19 protein-coding genes are annotated in these 22,619 nt (G+C 41.2%); 15 read left to right on the forward strand and 4 right to left on the reverse strand.

Annotated features, from left to right (window positions below; all coding sequences use genetic code 11):
* Positions 1-474 precede the first annotated feature (474 nt).
* The 5 genes from AN390_RS15630 (at position 475) to ihfA (ending at position 6,008) form a co-directional block, all read left to right on the forward strand.
* On the forward strand, positions 475-1,530 hold the full coding sequence (locus tag AN390_RS15630; protein WP_055255312.1) for a DUF2066 domain-containing protein: 1,056 nt from the start codon (positions 475-477) through the stop codon (positions 1,528-1,530).
* Complete coding sequence (gene hda / locus AN390_RS15635; RefSeq protein ID WP_173644039.1) at positions 1,530-2,240, forward strand: DnaA regulatory inactivator Hda; 711 nt, start codon at positions 1,530-1,532, stop codon at positions 2,238-2,240. Before AN390_RS15630 ends, hda begins: the two co-directional genes overlap by 1 nt.
* 82 nt (positions 2,241-2,322) lie before the next feature.
* Complete coding sequence (pheS, locus tag AN390_RS15640) at positions 2,323-3,303, forward strand: phenylalanine--tRNA ligase subunit alpha (RefSeq protein WP_004587232.1); 981 nt, start codon at positions 2,323-2,325, stop codon at positions 3,301-3,303.
* A gap of 15 nt (positions 3,304-3,318) precedes the next feature.
* Complete coding sequence (gene pheT / locus AN390_RS15645) at positions 3,319-5,706, forward strand: phenylalanine--tRNA ligase subunit beta (RefSeq protein ID WP_055255313.1); 2,388 nt, start codon at positions 3,319-3,321, stop codon at positions 5,704-5,706.
* Between the two features lie 2 nt (positions 5,707-5,708).
* Complete coding sequence (gene ihfA / locus AN390_RS15650) at positions 5,709-6,008, forward strand: integration host factor subunit alpha (RefSeq protein ID WP_002960690.1); 300 nt, start codon at positions 5,709-5,711, stop codon at positions 6,006-6,008.
* An 89-nt stretch (positions 6,009-6,097) separates the two neighbouring features.
* Here ihfA and AN390_RS15655 read toward each other — a convergent pair whose 3' ends face one another.
* Positions 6,098-6,898, reverse strand: coding sequence for a DUF2989 domain-containing protein (locus tag AN390_RS15655; protein WP_004587234.1), 801 nt, complete (start codon positions 6,896-6,898; stop codon positions 6,098-6,100).
* 174 nt (positions 6,899-7,072) lie between these two features.
* On the opposite strand from AN390_RS15655, the gene AN390_RS15660 reads away from it, so the two are divergent.
* The 10 genes from AN390_RS15660 (at position 7,073) to ccoG (ending at position 20,215) form a co-directional block, all read left to right on the forward strand.
* Positions 7,073-8,515 carry a glyceraldehyde-3-phosphate dehydrogenase gene (locus AN390_RS15660; protein WP_004587235.1) on the forward strand — a complete coding sequence of 481 codons (1,443 nt, stop codon included), beginning with the start codon at positions 7,073-7,075 and terminating at the stop codon, positions 8,513-8,515.
* A gap of 317 nt (positions 8,516-8,832) precedes the next feature.
* The gene (locus AN390_RS15665; RefSeq protein ID WP_004587236.1) at positions 8,833-9,960 is read left to right on the forward strand and encodes a M14-type cytosolic carboxypeptidase; all 1,128 of its coding nucleotides are present in this window, start codon (positions 8,833-8,835) and stop codon (positions 9,958-9,960) included.
* Positions 9,961-10,118: 158 nt separating this feature from the next.
* Positions 10,119-11,786, forward strand: a complete 1,668-nt coding sequence (locus AN390_RS15670) for a sodium:alanine symporter family protein (protein ID WP_055255314.1) — start codon at positions 10,119-10,121, stop codon at positions 11,784-11,786.
* 59 nt (positions 11,787-11,845) lie between these two features.
* Positions 11,846-12,172, forward strand: coding sequence for a hypothetical protein (locus AN390_RS15675; RefSeq protein WP_004587238.1), 327 nt, complete (start codon positions 11,846-11,848; stop codon positions 12,170-12,172).
* A gap of 1 nt (position 12,173) precedes the next feature.
* Positions 12,174-12,455: a YeaC family protein gene (locus tag AN390_RS15680; RefSeq protein WP_004587239.1), complete on the forward strand. Its 282-nt coding sequence runs from the start codon at positions 12,174-12,176 to the stop codon at positions 12,453-12,455.
* Positions 12,445-15,126 carry a DUF349 domain-containing protein gene (locus AN390_RS15685; protein WP_055255315.1) on the forward strand — a complete coding sequence of 894 codons (2,682 nt, stop codon included), beginning with the start codon at positions 12,445-12,447 and terminating at the stop codon, positions 15,124-15,126. The genes AN390_RS15680 and AN390_RS15685 overlap by 11 nt, the downstream gene beginning before the upstream one ends.
* Before the next feature lie 93 nt (positions 15,127-15,219).
* A complete protein-coding gene (locus AN390_RS15690) occupies positions 15,220-15,777 on the forward strand; it encodes a DUF1439 domain-containing protein (RefSeq protein ID WP_004587241.1) in 558 nt (185 codons plus the stop codon).
* A 115-nt stretch (positions 15,778-15,892) separates the two neighbouring features.
* Positions 15,893-17,212 carry an AarF/ABC1/UbiB kinase family protein gene (locus AN390_RS15695; protein WP_055255316.1) on the forward strand — a complete coding sequence of 440 codons (1,320 nt, stop codon included), beginning with the start codon at positions 15,893-15,895 and terminating at the stop codon, positions 17,210-17,212.
* Between the two features lie 57 nt (positions 17,213-17,269).
* Positions 17,270-18,688: a sigma-54-dependent Fis family transcriptional regulator gene (locus tag AN390_RS15700; protein ID WP_055255317.1), complete on the forward strand. Its 1,419-nt coding sequence runs from the start codon at positions 17,270-17,272 to the stop codon at positions 18,686-18,688.
* Between the two features lie 144 nt (positions 18,689-18,832).
* Complete coding sequence (ccoG, locus tag AN390_RS15705; RefSeq protein WP_055255318.1) at positions 18,833-20,215, forward strand: cytochrome c oxidase accessory protein CcoG; 1,383 nt, start codon at positions 18,833-18,835, stop codon at positions 20,213-20,215.
* 18 nt (positions 20,216-20,233) lie between these two features.
* Here ccoG and AN390_RS15710 read toward each other — a convergent pair whose 3' ends face one another.
* The 3 genes from AN390_RS15710 to AN390_RS15720 form a co-directional block, all read right to left on the reverse strand.
* Complete coding sequence (locus AN390_RS15710) at positions 20,234-20,644, reverse strand: hypothetical protein (RefSeq protein WP_055255319.1); 411 nt, start codon at positions 20,642-20,644, stop codon at positions 20,234-20,236.
* 251 nt (positions 20,645-20,895) lie between these two features.
* Positions 20,896-21,810, reverse strand: a complete 915-nt coding sequence (locus AN390_RS15715) for a M14 family metallocarboxypeptidase (protein ID WP_055255320.1) — start codon at positions 21,808-21,810, stop codon at positions 20,896-20,898.
* Positions 21,811-21,874: 64 nt separating this feature from the next.
* The gene (locus AN390_RS15720; RefSeq protein ID WP_024032189.1) at positions 21,875-22,459 is read right to left on the reverse strand and encodes a hypothetical protein; all 585 of its coding nucleotides are present in this window, start codon (positions 22,457-22,459) and stop codon (positions 21,875-21,877) included.
* Between the last annotated feature and the right edge of the window lie 160 nt (positions 22,460-22,619).

Genomic DNA, 22,619 nt, shown 5'->3' on the forward strand with positions numbered 1-22,619 from the left:
AGCGATGTGACGGGTTTTTTGCTGTCTGGGATTTAATAAATAGCCGAAATCAGTAGAAAAACGAAACAGCTCGAGGGCGAGCCCTACGAAAGGCCGACCCGACACAATGATAATGTCGCATTTGCTATGTGACTCTCTACCGCTGTGGGCACCACGACATCGCCAGGCTCCAAATACAAGAAAGCCCGACTCAAAAGAGCCGGGCTTTTTTACGTCCGCAGAAAAGTGAAATACATGTCTTTACGTAATATCACCACCTCCGGAGCGTGGGTTGAGTATCACGAAACCCGCGGATAAGGCTCGCCTCACCAATAACAACCCATTTTACATATAGTTAAGTAGCAGTTTGTTTCTGTATTTAAGCTTTAAGATAAACAGTATTTATTCAACATAGCTAGATTACAAATATAATTTTGCTTTGTTACTGGCTTTGATTTAGGATCAAAATAGTTTAAAACCAAGAACTAATAGCCAGTGTATAGATTATTAATTAGTGCCATATCATTTATATTTTGTTTCTCTGTATCGGCAGTTGAAGTAACTGATCTGTATCAAGATATATTAAAAGTCGATGATAAAAGTCGAGACACGCGTTTAGCCGCTAGCCGCAAAGCATTACTCAATGTATTAGTAAAGGTAAGCGGGGATGAATCTGCTGATCAAAATAGGCTTGCTCAACAACGCACCAAAAACATTTCAGATTACATGCTCAAGTTTGAATACGACGAAAAAGCGAATGGACAGCTTAATCTAGTTGTTAAATTTGAAGCGCGTAAAATAAATGAATTAATTAAAGAATTAAATTTACCTCTTTGGGGCGTACAGCGCCCATTAGTTGCTATTTGGTTAGGTATTGAAGATAACTGGCGTAGAGAGCTTGTTACGCAAGAAAGCTATCCTCAGTTAGAGCAGCTTATATATGACAAAGCGGGTCGACGTGGTTTACCCGTTGTAGTGCCGCTATTAGATTTACAAGACAGACGTTTGGTTGGCATTCCTGAAGTATGGGGTAATTTTTCAGAGCCTGTGGAAGAGGCGTCGCGCCGTTATAGTGCAGAGCGAAGCATTACAGCAAGAATGTATCAAGAGCCCGACAGCGAAACCTGGATTTTAGACTGGCGTTTTACTAATGACGACTTATTCGATTCAAACCGTCTTGAAGGTGATAAACAACAAATAGTAGGCCAGATGATAGACAGCTTAGCGTTGGGATTAGCCAATGAATACGCTATCGACCCTAACGCGTATTATGAACAGGCAGCGGCTACGCTTACCTTAAAAGGCACTCAAAGCTTTGTCGATATTGAACTTGCAAAGCGTCGTCTACAAAGTTTGAGTGTAGTGACGCAAGCAACAATAATGCGCAAAACCCCAGAATTTGTTGAGTTTAAGCTTAACCACACTGGCAGTGTGGGCGATCTTAAAAAAGGCCTTGGTCTTGATAGTGCCTTTAGAGATTATGTTGACCCTCGCGCATTTTACCATGTTGTAGACAAAAACAGTCTTGAGTATCAGTGGGTCGGTGAGTAATGCTAAGTGCTGAGCCAATGCAAATGGCACTACCAGTCACCTTGCCTGATGATGAAACATTTGCTTCTTATTTTGGTGGGGAAGACTCTTTAGAAGTAAACCACCTTAAAGCGAGCTTCTCAAAGCTTGCCAACAAATTTCAGTACACTTATTTGTGCGGCTTAGGCGATTCTGGTAAATCTCACTTATTGTACGCAACCTGTATACAAGCCCAAGAGCGTGGTTTGTCAAACATGCTGTTGTCTATGCGTGAAGTTATCGACTTTGGCCCTATGGTGTTAGATGGTTTAGAAGCACTCGATGTATTATGTATTGATGATGTGCACTTAGTCGCTAGCAATGATGCATGGGAAAAAGCCCTTTTTAACTTTTTTAATCGCTTTAACGAGCCCGGAAAAATGTTAGTGGTTACGGCCGATTTACTTCCTGACATGCTTAATATCAGCTTGCCCGACTTAGAGTCTCGGCTAAAGTGGGGAACTACCTTTCAAATTCGATCAATGAGTGATGATGATAAAGCACAAGCACTGGTTAAGCGAGCGCATATGCGTGGGCTTGAACTAAGCGATGAATGCGCGCGCTTTTTATTGACTCGCTTGAGTCGTGATATGCGTGCTTTATTAGACGTATTAGACAAATTAGATCATGCATCAATGGCCGCACAACGAAAATTAACAATTCCCTTCATAAAATCAACGTTAAAGCTGTAGTAGGTCTAGAATCTAGACCCTGCTTTCAGTTATCATTAGTCAACAAAATTGTAATCACCTTCTGTGAAAGATCAGGTATCGAATGAACTTAGAAAATATTTTAGCGCAAGCACTTGAGGCAGTTGCCAGTGCCAGTGAAATCGCGCAACTAGAAGAGATCAGGGTTAATTACCTTGGTAAAAAAGGCGAAATCACAAGCTTACTTAAAACACTGGGTAAAATTGCTCCTGAAGAACGCAAAGAAGCAGGCCAAGTAATTAACCAAGCTAAGCAAGATGTACAAGCAGCCATTAACGAAAAGCGTGAGCTTTTAGCAAGTAAAGCGCTTGAAGAAAAGCTAGCAGCTGAAACAATTGATGTAACTTTACCAGGGCGCGTAATGCCTACGGGTGGCCTTCATCCGGTAACACGCACAATCGAGCGTATAGAAAGCTTTTTTGGCGAGCTAGGTTTTGAAGTTAAATCAGGCCCAGAAGTAGAAGATGATTTTCATAACTTTGATGCGCTAAATATTCCTGAGCATCACCCAGCGCGCGCTGATCACGATACCTTTTATTTTAATCCTAAGTTAGTACTGCGTACCCAAACAAGTGGTGTGCAAATTCGTACTATGGAAACAGAGCAACCGCCACTGCGAATTATTTCGCCAGGTCGAGTATATCGTAACGACTACGACCAAACGCATACTCCAATGTTTCATCAGGTAGAAGGTTTAATGGTTGATACTGATGTAAGCTTCACAGAGCTTAAAGGTATTTTACACGACTTCTTACGTAACTTTTTTGAAGAAGACATGGAAATTCGTTTCCGTCCTTCATTCTTCCCATTTACAGAGCCTTCAGCTGAAGTAGATGTTATGGGTAAAGACGGTAAATGGCTTGAAGTATTAGGTTGTGGCATGGTTCACCCTAACGTACTTAAGTCAGTAGGTATTGACCCAGAAAAATACACTGGTTTTGCTTTTGGTATGGGCGTAGAGCGCTTAACCATGCTGCGCTATGGCGTAAACGACTTACGTGCATTTTTTGAAAATGACTTAAAATTCCTAAACCAGTTCCGTTAAGAGTGAAAATATAAAATGAAATTTAGTGAAAAGTGGTTAAGAGAGTGGGTAAATCCTGCTATTGATACGCAAGCTCTTTCGGAACAGCTTTCTATGGCTGGCCTTGAGGTTGATGCAGTTGAGAGCGCGGCAGCGGATTTTAACGGCGTAGTGGTTGGTGAAGTGGTTGAGTGCGCACAGCACCCAGATGCAGATAAACTTCGCGTTACTAAAATCAATGTAGGTGGCGATGAGCTGCTTGATATTGTGTGTGGTGCACCAAACTGTCGCCAAGGCATTAAAGTCGCTGTTGCAACAGTGGGCGCTGTTTTACCGGGCGACTTTAAAATTAAAAAAGCCAAATTACGCGGTCAGCCATCACACGGTATGCTGTGTGCCTTTGTTGAGCTAGGTATTAGCGAAGAAGGCGACGGCATCATGGAATTGCCAAGCGATGCGCCAATTGGTAAAGACCTGCGCGAATACTTAGGCCTTGATGACAACATAATTGATGTTGACTTAACGCCAAACCGTGGTGATTGCTTGGGTATAAAAGGCCTTGCACGCGAAGTAGGTGTATTAAACAGCGTTGATGTAAACGAGCTACAAATTCCAGCAGTTAGCGGCACTATTGACGATGAAGTATCTATTGAACTTGTTAATGCTGATGCATGTCCGCGTTACTTAGGCCGTGTAATCAGAGGCATTAGCCTTGATGCAGAAACACCGCTTTGGATGGTTGAAAAGCTTCGCCGTAGTGGTATTCGCTCAATTGACCCTGTTGTTGATGTTACTAACTATGTATTACTAGAACTTGGCCACCCAATGCATGCATTTGATTTAAATGCAATTGAAGGCGGCATTAAGGTTCGCAGTGCCAATGCAGGCGAAGAGTTAGTATTGCTTGATGGTAATACTGCAAAACTGAACGAATCAACACTTGTGATAGCCGATCATAATAAAGCACTTGCGATTGCCGGTATTTTTGGCGGTGAGCAATCAGGTGTAACAGAAAAAACGTCAGATATTTTATTAGAAAGCGCGTTTTTTAACCCTGTCGCAATTGCAGGTCAAGCTCGTAGTTACGGCTTACATACCGATGCATCACACCGCTATGAGCGTGGCGTAGATTTTACCCTGCAACACGATGCAATGGAACGCGCAACTGCTTTATTACTTGATATTGTTGGCGGTGAAGCAGGACCTGTTGTAGAAGCTGTGGCTGCTGATAAACTGCCAAAGGTGACAGAAGTACGCCTACGTCGTGCGCGTTTAGACCGAGTAATTGGTCATCATATTGACGATGAGAAAGTGACTGATATTCTGACTCGCTTAGGGTTAGACGTTAAGTTTGAAAACGACAGCTGGAGCGCTGATATTCCAAGCTACCGCTTTGATATTCGTATTGAAGAAGACTTAATTGAAGAAGTTGCTCGTGTTTATGGTTACAACAGTATTCCAAATGTTGCGCCAACCGCAAAATTAAAAATGACTACACATGACGAGTCAACAATTGCGCTAAGTAAGTTTCGAAATACGTTAGTGACACGTGGCTACCAAGAAGCAATTACGTACAGCTTTGTAGACCCTAAAGCACAAGCTATTATACACCCACAAAGTAATCCGCTTATACTGCCGCACCCAATTTCAATTGAAATGTCGGCTATGCGTGTAAGCTTAATGCCAGGGCTTTTAGCATCGGTTGCGTATAATCAAAACCGTCAACAACCACGTATTCGTTTATTTGAGCATGGTCTTAAATTCATCAGCGACGACAGCGCAGAAAATGGCCTGCAGCAAGTCCCTGTCATTGGCGGTGTGATCACTGGCCTTGCACACGGCGAGCATTGGGTTGAGCAAAAACGCAACGTTGATTTTTACGACCTAAAAGGTGATGTTGAAGCCTTATTAGCAATCACCAACGATACAAGCCGTTTTGAAATTAAAGCAGAGCAGTCAGACGGTTTACACCCAGGCCAATCAGCAGTTATTTATGTTGAAGGTAAAAAGGTAGGATTTTTTGGTGCTCTTCATCCTCAAGTGCAAAAATCGTTAGATATCAATAACGCAACTTTTGTATTTGAAATAGAAATGTCTGCAATAGAAAAAAGAAATTTACCGCAAGCTGTAGGGGTTTCAAAATTCCCTTCAAATCGCCGCGACATCGCGATTTTAGTGGCTGACAGCGTTAATTCAGGTGATATTTTAAGCACAATAGAAAAAGTTGGCGGAAATCAATTGGTTGACCTAAACTTATTCGATGTGTATAAGGGCAAAGGTATTGAGCCAAATTATAAGAGTTTGGCGATTGCTCTAACACTGCAGGCGGTTGATAGAACACTCGAAGAGAAAGATATCAATCTGGTAGTTGATAACGTGGTGGCCACATTGGCCGAAAAGTTTAATGCATCGTTGAGGGACTAGATATGGCGCTTACTAAAGCCGACATAGCTGAACACCTATTTGAAAAGCTCGGGATCAATAAAAAAGATGCCAAAGATTTAGTTGAAGCGTTTTTTGAAGAAATCCGCTCAGCGCTTGAAAAAGGCGAGCAGGTTAAGCTCTCTGGATTTGGTAACTTTGATCTTCGTGATAAAAAAGAAAGACCAGGCCGTAACCCGAAAACAGGAGAAGACATTCCTATTTCGGCGCGCCGCGTGGTGACCTTTAGACCAGGTCAAAAGCTTAAAACCCGTGTAGAAGTGGGCACAAGCAAAGCAAAATAAAAAAGGGCAGCGTAAGCTGCCTTTTTTATTTAAGAAAACCATCTGGCATCATGTTTTAAAACACATTAAATGCCAGGGGTTTTGCTTACCTAAAATTCTCGCGGCGATACAAACTCACCGTTTTGTATTTGTTCATACGTTTGTTGAGCAAGGGCATCGAGCGCATCTAAATTTTTACCATCGCTCATCAGTTGGTGCTCAATGGGTAGTAAATCTATATTCTCAATGCCAGCGCTTTGCGCCACTTTCGAAAAAATGTAAGCGTGCTTATATTTATCATGTTTATAAAATAAGCTGATTAACGAGGTATACACTTCAGGATTTGGCTGTTGGCCTTGTTTATTTAGCTCAAGCGTTTTATATAGCAAATCAATTGTTTTTTCATCGTCAAACTTAATGTAATAAGAAGCTAGATAAAACTGCATTTCTGCACTGTTGGTTACACTTTCATCATTTTCCATTGCAAGTAAACGAGTCAGCGCACTTTGCTCATTGTTACGTGACCAATGATAGTAAAGCAAACCTGGGTGGTTAGTGTTTTTTGTATCTTGATAAAGTCGGGTCATCTCTTTAATGCTAGTAAGCTGACCTTCAATACGCGATGTTGTTTTAGACTTTAGTTTAATATGTTCTATTTTTGCGGCTAAAGTAATACATTGATTATACGACTCAAATCCCTTAAGCAATTGGTATTTGTTTTCATCTGTGGGTTTTTTATATTCTATATAGCGTTTTAAAATAACCTCAGAGCGCTCATTTTTACAATGGCTATCTTTATTTAAATCACTACAAAAGCCAGGTGTTTCTTTACATACCTGAGCGAGAGTCAGTGGTTCTTCGCATCCTGTTAACGCTAGCATTGTTAGTATTGCGCTTGCTCTTAAAACCATCCCTTAACCTCAAATGAATATATACATTACTATTCTAGCGCAATCATTTGTGCGCTAACAGTAGAGAATAACTTTAGATTAACTTAGAATAGCCCTGCCTGAAGTGCATTACTCTCAAAATCTAATGCATTTTTAAAGGCTATCCGTTCAAAATGATTAAATTAGGTAAATAAAATGACCTCATCTCACGAATTAGAATATACAAATAGTTGGCAAGAACGCCAAGATTACGCTGAAAGCATGCAACCTATCATTGGTAAGCTTTATCGTAACCGTGGCATAGAAATCGCTGTATATGGCCGTCCTCTCGTTAATGCCAGTACTATCGATATTATCAAATCACACAAAACTGTAGCGCAATTTGAAGGCACTAAATTACGTTTACGCGAAAGCTTTCCGTTTTTAGAAGCCATTAGTAAAATGGAGCTAAACTCAGCACGTATTGATATTGGTAAACTTGCTTATAGCTATTTGTACAGCGATGCTGCTAATGGCCGCACAGTTGATGAATTTGTTAAAGACGAATTAGCCGAAATTGCAGACTCACCAGCCAAAGAGCCACGTGATGTTGTATTGTATGGCTTTGGTCGTATAGGGCGTTTGTTAGCACGTTTACTAATCGAAAAATCAGGCCCTTATGCCGACTTACGTTTACGCGCAATTGTGGTGCGTGGCGGTAAAGAAGGCGACCTTGAGAAACGTGCAAGCTTACTGCGTCGCGATTCAATTCATGGTCCATTTAATGGCTCAATCACAATTGACACGCAGCGTAATGCAATTAAAGCGAATGGCAGCTACATCCAAGTGATTTATGCTAACTCGCCAAGTGAAGTTGATTACACCGCTTACGGTATCGAAAATGCGCTCGTAGTTGATAACACTGGTATTTGGAAAGACGAAGCAGGCCTTGGTCAGCACTTAGAGTCTAAAGGGGCTGCAAAAGTACTATTAACAGCACCGGCTAAAGGCAACATTAAAAACATTGTTTATGGTGTAAATAACCAAGACATTAAGCCTGAAGATAAAATCGTGTGTGCAGCAAGCTGTACCACCAATGCGATTACGCCAACGCTTAAAGCATTAAACGATAAGTTTGGTATTAATAACGGCCACGTAGAAACCGTACACTCTTACACAAACGATCAAAACCTTATTGATAACTACCACAAAGCAGAGCGTCGTGGACGTGCTGCTGCACTTAATATGGTAATTACCGAAACAGGCGCAGCTAAAGCGGTATCTAAAGCGCTTCCTGAGCTTGAAGGTAAGCTAACAGGTAATGCGATTCGTGTGCCTACACCTAATGTGTCGCTTGCTATATTAAACTTAAACCTTAATAGCAGCACGTCTGTTGAAGAGCTAAATGCGTTTTTACGCGAAACAGCACTGCATTCAGAGCTGCGCGACCAAATTGACTACACCGCATCAACCGAAATCGTATCTACCGATTTAGTCGGTAGCCGCTACGCAGGTGTTGTAGACTCGCAAGCAACAATTGTTGAAGGTAACCGCGTTGTTTTATACGTATGGTACGACAATGAATTTGGCTACAGCTGCCAAGTTGTTCGTTGTATGCGTGATATGGCTGAAGTTGCTTTCCCAAGCTTACCTCGCTAATTTAAACGCAATTATACTAAGCCAGCTTTTTTGCTGGCTTTTTTAGTCGCGTTATATTTTTAAAGTGTACCCTGTGTGGTAGGCTTTAATTATTGAAATGCTTATTTGATTTCATTCAATAATGCATTTTACTATTTAACCTGCAGTCTGCTTGAGATAGCTTAATCATCCACAGTACAGGTTTTAAATAGTGTCAGTTCTGCACTTTTAGGCCGCTCTTTTTTGTAATTTAGTGACCCAAAAATAGAGTCAATTTAATCCAAAATATCAACGTGCCTAACAAAGCAGATAAACTTATTCTACCTTAAGGTTTTTTCATGAAAATCAGCAGCAATTTTGATAGTGGTAACATAAAGGTTATCGAAGCCAACGATCCGTTAAATATTCAATTAGAGATAAACAACGATCACCAGTCTGAATTTTACCAGTGGTTTCACTTTCGTCTAGAAACAACGCCTTATCAACTGCATAAGTTAAACATTAATAATTTAGAAAACTCTGCCTACCCAGATGGATGGGAAGGCTACCAGGCTGTTGCCTCATATGACCGTCAAACATGGTTCCGTGTACCTTCAAATTACGAAAATGGCACGCTTACCTTTGAACTAGAGCCTGAATGCCCCAGTGTATATTTTGCTTACTTTGCGCCATATAGCTACGACCGTCATTTAGATTTATTAGCCTGGGCGCAAAGCGAAGAGCTTTGCCAATTACAAACATTGGGTGAAACACTTGATGGCCGTGATATGAGCGTGCTTAAAATTGGTCAGCCTAGTGAAGATAAAAAAACAATCTGGATCACCGCGCGCCAACACCCAGGCGAAACTATGGCAGAATGGTTTGTAGAAGGGCTATTACACAAACTACTAGATGATGAAGACCCGCATGCCGCTGCGCTTCTATCAAAAGCTGTATTTTATGTAGTACCAAACATGAACCCAGATGGCAGCGTACGTGGTCACCTTCGTACTAACGCAAAAGGCGTTAACTTAAACCGTGAATGGCAAACGCCTAGCATGGAAAATAGCCCAGAAGTGTATTTAGTACTGAATAAAATGCGCGAAACTGGCCTGGATATGCATTTAGATATACACGGTGATGAAGCTATTCCTTATAACTTTGTGGCAGGCAGTGAAGGTATTCCAAGCTACGATGACCGCTTAAAAGACTTAGAAGATAGCTTTAAAGCTGCGCTGCTTACTATAACGCCAGAGTTTCAAGATGAGCACGGTTACGATAAAGACGAGCCGGGCAAAGCTAATTTAACAGTTGGCTCATCTGCAACGGCAGAAGAATTTAAAGCACTTACTTACACAATTGAGATGCCTTTTAAAGACAATAACGACTTACCAGACCCAGATTACGGCTGGTCAGACCGCCGCTCGTATCAATTTGGTCAAGATACTTTAGCGGCAATCGTAAATGTCGTTGATAAATTAAGATAAATTAGTATAAGGTAAGGGCAACATTAAAATGTTGCCCTTTTTTATTACAAAATTAACAAATAATAAAAGTGCGCAATAGCTTAGTTATCGTATTACCTAGCTCTGAGTAAGTAATAAACAATCAACAGTCTCAAATAAAATAATAAGAGGTATTTAGCGTGGATGCATTCGGACAACTTTTAGATAGCCTAGATGGCATGTTAGGGGGCGCAGTTTGGTTTCCCTATGTGCTGCTAGGAGTCGGTCTATTTTTTACTATTTATTTAAAGTTCCCACAAATTCGTTATTTCAAACATGCGTGTAAAGTAGTTACAGGTAAATTTGATAAAAAAGGCACCGAGGGTGACACAACTCATTTCCAAGCACTGGCTACAGCGCTCTCAGGTACGGTAGGTACAGGTAACATTGGTGGGGTAGCCTTGGCTATTTCTATTGGTGGCCCCGCGGCATTATTTTGGATGTGGATGACGGCATTTTTTGGTATGACCACCAAATTTGTAGAAGTTACGCTTTCACATAAATACCGCGAAAAAACCCAAGATGGCACCATGGCGGGTGGCCCTATGTATTACATGGATAAACGCCTAAACATGAAGTGGCTTGCTATTTTATTTGCCGTTGCCACTGTAATTAGCTCTTTTGGTACGGGCAGTTTGCCACAAATTAATAACATAGCGCAGGGTATGGAAGCCACATTTGGTTTTGCACCTATGGCAACCGGCGCTGTGTTATCTATTTTACTTGCGTTGGTTATTTTAGGTGGTATTCGTCGTATTGCTGCTATTACATCCCGCGTTGTGCCCATTATGGCCGTGATTTATATCATAGGTGCGTTAGGTGTTATTTTTTATAACATTGAAAACATCGGCCCTTCGTTTGCGTCAATATTTGTTGATGCATTTACAGGCTCTGCTGCAGCCGGTGGCTTTTTAGGTGCCTCTTTTGCGTATGCATTTAACAGAGGTGTAAACCGTGGCTTGTTCTCAAATGAGGCCGGTCAAGGTTCTGCACCCATTGCCCACGCATCGGCAAAAGCTGATGAACCTGTGTCTGAAGGCATGGTGTCAATTTTAGAGCCGTTTATCGATACCATTATTATTTGTACATTAACAGGCTTAGTTATTTTATCGTCGGGTGTGTGGAATGAAAAATTCGAAACACATTTTGAACGATCGTCAATGAGCATTATTAAAGGTGACTACTCAGAAACCAACGAAGCGCAGCGCCAAGAGCTATACAATTACCTAAACGGTAATGAGAGCAAGGTAGAGCTATTCAACGGCAACATTGATGTAGTTAATGGCGAGCCAACAAGTAATGGCTTTACCGTATTACATTCACGCTCAATTGGTGAAGACATACGTTTTGGTATTACCGACAAACATAAGTACACAGGTATTGTTGAAGTTAAAAACGGCATGCCAACCGACGACAGCATTAGTTTAATTGGTAAATCGTTAGTGCACTCAGCAGAGCTGACAACCAAAGCGTTTACCCGAGGCTTTTTTGGCGATAGCGGCCAATACATAGTATCGATAGGCTTATTGTTATTCGCGTTTTCTACTGCCATTGCGTGGTCGTACTACGGTGACCGTGCCATGATTTACTTACTTGGTAATCGCTCAGTTATGCCGTATCGCGTATTTTATGTTGCCGCGTTCTTTTGGGCTTCGTTTGCCGATACCACTTTAGTATGGAAATTAGCAGCCGTTGCAATTGTCGTTATGACCTTGCCTAACTTATTTGGCATTATGTTATTGCGCAAAGAAATGAAACAATCCGTAGATGACTACTGGGTTAAATTCAAAAAAGACAACGAGCAATAAAACAAGTACAATAAAAGGCGCCGCAAGGCGCTTTTTTTATGCGTAGTATGGAGAGTAGTATGGCGATTATTCATTGCCCCAAATGTGCAAAATCAATTTCAGATAAACATCAGCAGTGTCCGCATTGCAATAGTAACATTGGCGCGCTTAACTCTGAGCAGGTACAACAGCTTCAGCGCGAACAGCGAATTAAAAAACAGCAAATGTTTATGAACCATTCTTTCTTGGCGCTCATACTATTTTTAGGTGGCTTTTTTTGCTTATACTTTTTACAACCCGCAAAAGAAACCCTGCAATGGTACGCGTATACAGTAGCGATTGGTGTTGGCTGTATTTGGTACTTAGTAAACCGCGTTATTTTAGTGACTCTAAAAAAGAAAAGATGACATGAATATTGACAACCTTGTACAAAATATAACCCCAGAATTATTTGAGCGTTTACAGTACGGTGCTTCAACCGGCAAATGGCCCGATGGCACGCCGCTCTCTGATGAGCAAAAGCAACAAACGGTGCAACTTGTTATGCTTTACCAAGCTAAAATAGCGCAATCAAACGAGCAATTTACCATTGGCGCTAATGGCGAAATGATCCAAAAGACAAAAGCACAACTACAAAAAGAATTTAAATCAGAAAACGAAATAGCTAGGTTTAGTGAACATGATCTTTAAACACCTTTTTACACCTAAGTGGAAACACCCAAAGCAGCAAGTTCGTCTAGACGCAATTGAAAAACTTGATGTAGAGCGCGACGCATCAATTTTAAGCACATTAGCGCTGGAAGATAACTCAGCCGAAATACGCCGCAAAGCATTACAAAAAGTAAATAACTTACCACTGTGGTGGAAAGCCTATAAACAAGATCACGCGCTAAAAGATGTAGCTGAAATACAAATTTCAAACGCAGTGTTAAACAACGAAAGCGCACTGAGCACGCAAATTAAAAGTGAGTATATAGACCGTTTTGCACCGGTTAAAACACTAGAAAAACTCGCCTTTGCAGAGAAAGAACTGCAAGTACGCGTTAAACTTTTAAAGCGCTTAGCTAATCCTAAATTAATTGAAAAAGCGTTTAAAGAGGGCAGCGAAGAGCTTCAAAGCCAACTTGTAGAGCTCGTTATAACGCATCAACTTATTAAGCCATTAGTAAAGCACGCTAAAGGCGATGCTAAGCAGCAGCTTGAGCAACACGTTGAAAACGAACGCTTAGCGATTGAAATGCCCGCTCAGGTAGAGAGCGCAACACGCGTTATTTTAGCTAAGCTAAACGCCTTGCGAGATAAAAACGATTACGCCATAGTAAACCCACAAGCCGGCGAGTTAATGGCGCAGTGGCAAGCACTTGAACTTAAATGGTTAAGCGAAGAGCACGTTAAAGAGCTAGATAAAAAATACATCAGCATTACCGATAAACTCGATGCGCATATTGCTACTTTAAAAGCTCAGCACGAGCAACAACAGCAGCGTTTAGCCGAGCAACAACGTCAATTATTAGCCCTGGCAACACTTGAGGCATTGAGCGAAGAAATAGAAAACGCGTTGCAATTAGGCTTAGAAACCCCAGAGCAAATTCAGCAAGATTGGTTAGAGGCTAAAGTAGCGCAAGCTAAGCAAACGTTAACCGATGCCCAACACGGCGATAACGCACAAACTAAGCAAGTTATTACAAAGCTTGAAAAACTATTCAATCAGGTGGCTAAACTACCAGAGCTTAGTAGCGCAATTGCACAGTATAAAATTGCTTTTGAACAGCTTAAAGCAATTGAGCCTGCGCAGCAGCTAGCTGATTACGATGATGTTTTAACTTGTTTTAATAACGCATTTAAACAAACTCGTAGCCATTTAAATGTGGTTGATGGGGCATTGCAGCAAAACTTTAAATCGCAATTAAATACGCATAAAAAGCAGTTTTTAGCGCAAATGAGTGAGCTGACAAAACCGCTTGAAAAAAACCAAAGCACAGCCAAACGTAAAGCACGCGATGTAAAGCGCCTTATTGAGCAAGGCCGCTTTAATGTTGCTTTTGGTGTATTTAAAGGCTTTGAAGAGTTGTTTGATAAGTTAACACCGCAATTTCAGCAGCCACTCGTAAACTTAAAAGCCGATTTAGAAGCACAACTTGCAGAAGCAAAAGATTGGCAAAAATACGCAGCCGCGCCAAAACGCGAAGCCTTACTTGAAGAAGTGGCAGGTTTAGTCGACCAACCGTGTGACGACCCACAACATCGCGCTGAGCAAGTTAAAGCGTTTCGTAAGCGTTGGAACGAGCTTGGCCGTTTAGATACAGAGCAAGAAAAGCAACAAGGTGAGCAGTTTGATAGCAACATAGAGCTGTTGTTTGCACCGTGTCGTAGTTACTTTGCCGAGCAAGAAGTGGCGCGCGAAGCTGCAAAAGCCCAGCGTGAAGTACTGATAAACGATATGCAAGCACTAAGCGAGCAAGACACCGCTATTGAAAGCTTTGATTGGAAGCAGTTTGAAAGCCAATACAACCGTTTAAATAAAGCGTGGCGTAGCGTAGGTAAAGTTGACCCTAAAACATACCGCGTATTAAACGAAAGCTTTAAAACACAGCAGCAGAGCGTACTTGCTATATTAAATGCGTACCATAAAGGTAACGCAGCACAAAAAAATGCCTTAGTGGAGCGCGCCTCAGCGCTTTCGCAAAGTGAAGATTTAGCTGCAGCATGCCAAGAGTTAAAGCAATTACAACAGCAATGGCAAAGTATAGGTTTTGCAGGTTTAAAAGCCGAAAATGCGCTGTGGCAAAAGTTTCGCCAGTATAACGATGAAACCTTTAGCAAACGTAGCAGTGAGTTTGAGCAGCAAAAGCTGGCTCAAAACGAAATAGATAAACAAGCTGCAATAGAACTGGCTGAGCTAGAAAGTGCCCTTGAGCAAGTTAATCAAAAAGCCCAATTGCATGACCTAGAAACCAAAGTAAAAGGCTACGCACAATATAAATCGCTTGCGTCAAAAGTGGCAGCATTATTAAGTGCTATTGACGAAAAGCTAGCTTTACTTACAAGCCAAGCGCAGCATGCGCAATTTGAAGCGCTGATCACTGCACTTGAAAACAACGATGTAGTGCCGAGCCAATTTCAAGCTCCGTTAGCGACGTCGCTTAGTAGTGAACAGCTTATTACAAGAATGGAAATTCTTGCCAATGTAAGCTCGCAAAATGCAGCGCTTAGAATGGCAGAGCAAGTAGCCATGCTTGATGATAAACACCGTGGTGAGCATGCTGATTTAAACTATTATTTAAAGCAGCTATTAGCGCTCAGTAAGGGTTCAGTTGAGCCTGACACACTAGCTAAAATTAAAACTATTTTTACAGCATAATATGTAATTAACTTGTATTAAATACAGGTATTGCATAATAAAAGCCGCTGTTTAAGCGGCTTTTTTATAATTACAACGAGGATAAAGGTTAGCATGAGAATTTTATTACTGTTTTTAACCACACTATTTTTAAGCGCATGTAATTCTACACAAGGCGTGTCTGTTTACTCATTTACCAGCTCAGAAGTAGAAAGTGTGCTAGGTAAACAGTTGCCTAAGTTAAGCGAAAAGGTGAGCTTAATGGGGCTGCCAGTGCAGTTTGATGTAAACGATTTAAGTGTAAATATTGGTCCAGATAACCGTGATGTAGTAGTACTTGGTGCAGACTCAAGTGCAGAAATAAATGCATTTGCATTAAAATACCCAGTACGCTTAAAGCTGCAAATTGAAGGCAGCCCGTTTTACGACAGTGAAAAAAAAGCCGTGTTTTTACGCAATGTTAAACTACTAGATTCAAGTGTGGATGCAGGTGGCTTTAAAGGTAATTTAGCGGCGCTTGATAATGAAGCGATGGAAGTAATTAATGCTTTTTTAGCCCTCAACCCTGTTTATACGTTAAATATGGACGACCCTAAAATGATGCTGCTAAGCAAATTACCCCTTGATATGAAAGTGGTTGAAGGGGCAATTAAATTAGTACCGCGCCTTTAATGTACAGCACACTGCTTGCGATAGTTTTATTACCAAAACGTTTGGTTAATTAGATCGAGCCCAGTAAAATATACGTATTAATTAGCCTGTTTCTCAGGCTAATTAGGTTTTTATAATGGCAGCTTCGCGCAGCATACCTACCTCAAGACTCTCTCGATTTGCAAAGCTTGGCTCCTTAGCCGGTGGTGTTGCAACCAACATGCTTATAGATGGCACTAAAAGTGCGCTCTCGGGTAATGGTTGGAATAATAAAGCTTTACTCTTACAACCTAAAAACATAGAAAAACTAGCTGTTCAGCTAGCACACCTTCGTGGTGCTGCCATGAAACTAGGGCAATTACTTTCTATGGATGCTGGCGAGCTATTAAGTCCTGAACTTACTCAATTACTCGCATTGCTTCGCGCTGATGCAAACCCAATGCCGCACAATCAATTAGTTAAGGTACTTAAAAGTGAATGGGGTGAAGACTGGCTTAATCGTTTTTCGCATATTGAACTTAGGCCATTTGCAGCGGCGTCTATTGGCCAAGTGCACTTAGCTTATCAAGAAAATGGTGAAAAGCTGGCGGTAAAAATTCAATACCCAAGTATAGCGCAAAGTGTACATAGCGATGTAGACAATGTTATTGCACTATTAAACATTGCGCGGTTAATCCCTAAAGAGCTTGATATACAGCCACTAATAAATGAGGCTAAAGCGCAGCTACTTGCCGAGGCTGATTATGAACGCGAAGCACACTACCTTAAAAGATACGGTGAGTTGCTAAGCCAGCACGTTAATTTTAAAGTGCCTAAAGTATATGGCGTTCACAACACTAAACGCATTTTGGCAATGGAGTATGTGCAAGCAACGCCTATAGAAGCGCTTAGTAATTTACCTCAAGGTGAGCAAAATAACATTGCAGCTAGGCTCATAGATTTATTTTTTAAAGAAATGTTTGAGTTTAAGCTAATTCAAACCGATCCTAACTTTGCTAATTTTCATTATCAGACTCAGAGTAAGCAAATTGTGTTATTTGACTTTGGGGCAACCCGAGAGATCTCGAGTAAATTGAGCAAGGCTTACCTGTCACTATTTATTGCAGGCACTGAAAACAATAGGGCGGGCGTGTTAAGCGCAGCACGTGAAATAGGTTATTTTAAAGATACCCTACTAGATTCTTACAAAAGCCATGTTATTGATTTGTTTTTAATGGCGTGTGAGCCGCTAAGAACCACTGGCGAGTTTGATTTTAAAAACAGTCCCTTAGCAACGAATATTAAAAATGCAGGGCTAGAGCTGAGCGCACAGTCACAGCAATGGCATACACCGCCCGTTGATGCGTTGTTTATTCATCGTAAGCTAGCTGGGCTTTATTTAATTGCGGCAAAGTTAAATGCAAAAATAGATATTAACGCTTTATTTAAGCCTTATATTAAAGGCCACTTTATTTAACTGTTTAGCGCGTCACTTTATGGCATAATAATCGTGATATTTCGCGAGGATGATGCAATGATAAAACAATTTTTAAATGACCCCAAACTTTTACTTAATGCAGTAGGAGAGGGCATTTACGGCTTTGATTTATCGGGCAATGCGGTGTTTGTTAATCCAGCCGCTGAACGAATGACAGGCTGGAAAGCCCAAGAATTGTTGGGCAAAAAAATACACCAGTATCATCATCACAGCCACGCCGACGGCTCTCCTTATCCAGCCGATGAATGCCAAATATATTGCACCATGTTTGATGGCAAACGCCGCGAGGTTAAAAACGAAGTATTTTGGCGCAAAGACGGCACCTCGTTTGCAGTAGAATACACATCAACCCCCGTTTACAGGCAAGGTGAGTTAATTGGTGCGGTCGCGGTATTTCGCGATATATCGGCGCAGCAGCAAACCCAAAACGAACTTAAGCAAGCGCTTGAGCAAGTTAAGCATTTAAGTGAGCAGCTTCAAGATGAAAATAACTACCTAATTGCAGAGCTTAACGAAGACTGGCAAGACTCAGGTTTAGTTGGCCAAAGCCATGTTTTTCAAGCTATGTTGGCGCAAATTAAACTCGTTAGCGAAACCGACAGCACAGTATTAATTTTAGGTGAAAATGGAACAGGCAAAGAGCTGGTGGCGCGTAACTTACACCGGTTAAGTAAACGCAGTAATCAAGCTTTTATAAAAGTGAACTGCGCAGCGTTTACGCCAAGCTTGTTGGAGTCTGAATTATTTGGCCACGAGCGCGGTGCGTTTACCGGTGCAAACGAGCGACGTAAAGGCCGCTTTGAACTGGCCGACAAAGGCACACTGTTTTTAGACGAAGTTGCTGAGCTGCCATTAGAAGCGCAAAGTAAATTGCTACGGGTATTACAAGAGCAAGAGTTTGAACGGGTTGGCGGTAGTACTACGCTTAAGGTAAATATTAGAGTATTGGCAGCAACCAATCGCGACTTATGGCAAATGGTGCAAAAGGGCACCTTTCGAATTGATTTATATTACCGCCTTAATGTGTTTCCTATTAAAGTGCCAGCGCTTAAAGAGCGCAAAGAAGACATTCCTTATTTATGCACCAATTTAATTACTCAACTAAATAAACGCTTAGCAAAGCAAATAAAAGGGGTGAGTAAAAAAGCAATTAGCCAACTACAAGCTTATGATTGGCCTGGTAATATTCGCGAGTTACAAAACGTACTAGAGCGCGAAGCTATTTTAACTAAACATACTGTCCTTAAACTGAGTCAGCCATTGCATGGCGATGCAAGCACAGCTGTAAATACATCACTTACGCTTGCAGAGGCGCAAAAACAGCACATTATTGCGGTGCTTGAATTGTCACAGTGGCAAATATCTGGCGATAAAGGCGCTGCTTGCAAATTAGGTTTGCCCGAGAGTACTTTGCGCTCAAAAATGCGTAAACTAGGAATAAGAAAAAATACGTGATATATCGCGCTATTCGTTAAATATCGCGGATTAATTTTTCCGGTAATTTATAAATTTATTTAATATCAATTGGTTAGTTAAGCTTTCAGCTTGGTCTGAAAGTTGCAAAAGTAGCATTAATACCGTCACTATTAAGTAGCTACTATGAAGTTTGATATTAAAGAAGAAGATATGATCATCAAGCCCTATAACACACCAGGGCCTATTTATATTCGTGAGCAAAAAGGCTTTTACCAACAAATACGCCGTAACCTTGGTTGGTTACTTATGCTTATGTTTATTGCCATTCCTTGGATTCAATACAAAGGTGAGCAAGCCGTGCTACTTGATGTAGCCACGCAAAAGTTTACTATTTTTGGTTTAACCTTACTGCCGCAAGACTTTATGATTTTAGCGCTGCTATTTATGGTAGGCGCGTTTGCTTTGTTTTTTGTCACGAATTGGCTTGGCCGAGTGTGGTGTGGTTATACCTGCCCCCAAACAATCTGGATGTTAATGTTTAGTTGGGTTGAGCAACGTATAGAAGGTACTCGTAATCAGCGTATAAAGTTAGATAAATCGCCATGGAGTGCATTAAAGTGGCGTAAAAAAATAACAAAACATGCTGCGTGGCTTGTTATATCGCTGCTTACTGCAACGTCGTTTATGGCGTATTTTATACCCGCTAAAAGTTTATACCTTGAAATGTTTACCTTACAGTGGTCGGGCATTACCAGCTTTTGGGTGTTTTTATTTGCATTTTGTACTTATGGAAATGCTGGCTTTTTACGCGAAAAAATGTGTAACGTGGCGTGTCCGTATTCTCGCTTTCAATCGGTGATGTTTGATAAAGATACATTGGTAGTGAGCTACGATGCAAAGCGCGGTGAAAACCGAGGCCCTCGCAAACGCAAAGCTGATCCTAAAGCCCTTAATTTAGGCGACTGCGTTGATTGTAATTTATGTGTAGAGGTATGCCCCGCGGGCATAGATATTCGTAACGGTTTGCAATACGAGTGTATAAATTGTGGCTTATGTATTGATGCCTGTGACGACACTATGGATAAATTTGGCTATCAAAAAGGGTTAATTAAATACGCCAGCGAAAAACAGCTAGAAGGTAAAAAAACCAATCCATTTAGGCTTAAATTAGTGGGGTATGGTGTATTAACAGGGGTATTACTTATTTCTATGATTGCGTGGGTATTGCAACGTACGCCAATAGAGGCATCGGTACTGCGTGACAGAAACGCATTATACCGTGTAAATTATGAAGGCTTGGTAGAAAACCCATACACACTCACTATCATCAATAAAACCCAGCAGCCATTGCACTACGGCGTAGCCATTGAAGGCCTACCTGTGGCCACACTTAGTGCGCCAAGCTCTATTTTGGTATTGCCAGGAGTGATGAAAAAAATTCCGGTTACAGTCACCGCCGATGGCTACGACATAGCAACAAAAGTGACCCCAGTTAGCTTTGTGATTACCGCCTTAGAAAACCCTGACATAGCGATTACTAAAACAAGCCAGTTTTATAAAAACTAGCAATGGCTTGGGCTAAAGTTAGCTCACGCCATTATTTAATTGCGATGAAATAAAACGTTTTGCAGCATCTAGGTTATCAAATAAACATTGGTTAAAATCTACATCGCGTTTAGCGTTTTGCATTATTCGCTGCATTTGGCTTATAGCAATAGGGGAGGTGAGTACAAATGCACTTATCAAGCAATTAGTGTGCTGCATTTGTGTGCTTATGGCGACCATTTCTTGCTCTGCATCGGGCGTAGCTGCAAGTACACACGATGAGTCGCTTATGTAACCCCATTGCTTACCTTCAAATTCAGCCACAGTATCAAAAAGGGCAGTTTTAAAGTTGGCCAATAGCTCTAGGTCTAAATTTCCGCTAAATTGGGCAATAATTATATTGCCCTCAACGGATAAAGTTACCTCGGCATGCTTATTTTTATACTTCATCGTAGGTTCCTAATTTAAATTAGTTTATAACTTATACCAATTTGCTTAATTAAGTTAGCTATCTTGAGGCTAGAAAAACATGTTGATAGCTTGGCAAAAAATTCGCTATTCAGTTGTTCTTGGCAATTGCTCCTGCATTGCTCTCCCTTCTGCATCCATGCAGTCGTAAATGAGCTTTTTGTAACGAAGGTAGCGACACGTTCAACCCCGCAAAATGATTAAGTATTATCGCACATGGGTATTTAAAGCCCCTAAAGCGACTTTAAATAATCTAACGCGCCGGTAATAACAGCAACTTGCGCTTGAGTACACTGCTCATCTGAGGCAGTTGGGCTATCTGGGTATACTTCGGTTGTCGTTACATAAGGGGCATTAGTAAAGCCCATGCATAAGCCCAATTCGCGAGCGGCGTAATTTATAACGCCAAATTGCTCCTGCGGTACACCAATTAATTGATTGTTTTCGTCACTGGGGGCTATGTGCGTTACCTTTTCAACACTATTTAAAATGGCTTTTTGAAAATCAGGTGCTGGCTTTTTGCTATCAGCCACTAAATAAAAACCATCTGGTATGTTCCAGTTGGTGTTAATTTTACCATCGCGCGCCGCCAAAGCGGGTCTAAATTCACTGTTGTCTGTGTCTGTGGTTTCGTGCAGATCAATATGCGCAACTAACTCAGTGTTAAGCGAGGCTACATATTTCATAATAGCTGCAGATTCTTGGGCAGGGCTGTTATCGTAAAAAGAGCGATTTGGATCAATAGCTTCTGGGTTCCAGCGGTTTATGGTTTCAAAACCCCACGGGCTAATACAAGGCGCAATAATAAAGTTAAAACGCGTTGTATAAGGTGCAACAGCAGTTTGAGCAAATGCCAGCGCACCCATAACGCCGCTTGTTTCGTAGCCGTGCACACCCCCAGTAATTAACACGGTAGGGCGATCACTTTGCCAATTTTTACTTTTAAATAAATAAAGTGCAAAGCTAAGTGGCGAATAATTTAATTCGCCGTACTGCTCTACATCTAAAAACTCATTAGGCTGGGTGATTTTACTTACTACGAGCTGGTTATAATCGCGCTTTTTTTGTTGAAGTTGTAACCATGCAGCTTTATCACTGTCGTTCCATGGTTTATTAGGGGTACCAATTGGGTATAAAGTGTCGCTCATTGTGTGCCTTTAACTTGTCGCTTTATAAAGGCGTTAGCTTATCGCTGCAATTAACAGCCTGCAACTAGAAATGCTCAGTTACACCTGCCGTGTTTTCGTACAAGGTGGCGTTTTCGCGTTTATGTTTCTCAAATAAATACTCACGTAATGCCTCTTTACCACTTTTGATACTGACAATTTTTGCGGCATAGCCTAAATTAGTTTTACGGACTAAATCTATAAGTAGAGTGACTTTTTTCTTATTGGGTAGTTTAAACGTAATATGTTGCGCGTGGGTAAGGCTATAGCGATGATCGCGCGGCTTTAATAGCACGCCACTGCTTGAGAGCGAAAGCACATAAAAGCGCTCGCTTTGTAAATGCAGGTCTGAATAACGCCAGCTTCTGTCTACACCTTCGGTATCAATTACCTCAGGCGCACTCAGTACGGGGTTTAAGTAGCCGTCATCGTTGAGCTTAAACTCAAGCGGAAACCACAACTGATAATGGCCCACCTCAGCTAACATGGTTAATTTAGCGTGAGACAACAAACCTTTTAGTGTATCTGGCAAAGCCGTTTTTAAGCTAAGCTGCGAGTTATCGTTTGTATTGTCCTTGTTACTGCCTACAACAGACGAAATAAAACTTAACTCTTCCTTAGTTAAATCCATATTATTTCTCGTTTAATAAAAGCTTCACATTAAACCAATAGTGCAATTTGTTCAATATTCAAACGTAAAGTTTAAGCAAATTTAAACACCTGTTTAGAGTAAATACTTAAGGCCTGTTGATTGTTTTAGGAGGAGTTTACCGCAGTTTAAACACCCAATG

The sequence above is a fragment of the Pseudoalteromonas sp. P1-11 genome (genome assembly GCF_001399995.1).
Lineage (GTDB): Bacteria > Pseudomonadota > Gammaproteobacteria > Enterobacterales > Alteromonadaceae > Pseudoalteromonas > Pseudoalteromonas atlantica.

Bases quoted from the DNA above. Each gene is read 5' to 3' on its own strand.
- hda (WP_173644039.1), top strand. From the start codon at position 1,530: ATGCTAAGTGCTGAGCCAATGCAAATGGCACTACCAGTCACCTTGCCT.
- pheS (WP_004587232.1), top strand. From the start codon at position 2,323: ATGAACTTAGAAAATATTTTAGCGCAAGCACTTGAGGCAGTTGCCAGT.
- pheT (WP_055255313.1), top strand. From the start codon at position 3,319: ATGAAATTTAGTGAAAAGTGGTTAAGAGAGTGGGTAAATCCTGCTATT.
- ihfA (WP_002960690.1), top strand. From the start codon at position 5,709: ATGGCGCTTACTAAAGCCGACATAGCTGAACACCTATTTGAAAAGCTC.
- AN390_RS15655 (WP_004587234.1), bottom strand. From the start codon at position 6,898: ATGGTTTTAAGAGCAAGCGCAATACTAACAATGCTAGCGTTAACAGGA.
- AN390_RS15660 (WP_004587235.1), top strand. From the start codon at position 7,073: ATGACCTCATCTCACGAATTAGAATATACAAATAGTTGGCAAGAACGC.
- AN390_RS15665 (WP_004587236.1), top strand. From the start codon at position 8,833: ATGAAAATCAGCAGCAATTTTGATAGTGGTAACATAAAGGTTATCGAA.
- AN390_RS15675 (WP_004587238.1), top strand. From the start codon at position 11,846: ATGGCGATTATTCATTGCCCCAAATGTGCAAAATCAATTTCAGATAAA.
- AN390_RS15680 (WP_004587239.1), top strand. From the start codon at position 12,174: ATGAATATTGACAACCTTGTACAAAATATAACCCCAGAATTATTTGAG.
- AN390_RS15685 (WP_055255315.1), top strand. From the start codon at position 12,445: ATGATCTTTAAACACCTTTTTACACCTAAGTGGAAACACCCAAAGCAG.
- AN390_RS15690 (WP_004587241.1), top strand. From the start codon at position 15,220: ATGAGAATTTTATTACTGTTTTTAACCACACTATTTTTAAGCGCATGT.
- AN390_RS15695 (WP_055255316.1), top strand. From the start codon at position 15,893: ATGGCAGCTTCGCGCAGCATACCTACCTCAAGACTCTCTCGATTTGCA.
- AN390_RS15700 (WP_055255317.1), top strand. From the start codon at position 17,270: ATGATAAAACAATTTTTAAATGACCCCAAACTTTTACTTAATGCAGTA.
- ccoG (WP_055255318.1), top strand. From the start codon at position 18,833: ATGAAGTTTGATATTAAAGAAGAAGATATGATCATCAAGCCCTATAAC.
- AN390_RS15710 (WP_055255319.1), bottom strand. From the start codon at position 20,644: ATGAAGTATAAAAATAAGCATGCCGAGGTAACTTTATCCGTTGAGGGC.
- AN390_RS15715 (WP_055255320.1), bottom strand. From the start codon at position 21,810: ATGAGCGACACTTTATACCCAATTGGTACCCCTAATAAACCATGGAAC.
- AN390_RS15720 (WP_024032189.1), bottom strand. From the start codon at position 22,459: ATGGATTTAACTAAGGAAGAGTTAAGTTTTATTTCGTCTGTTGTAGGC.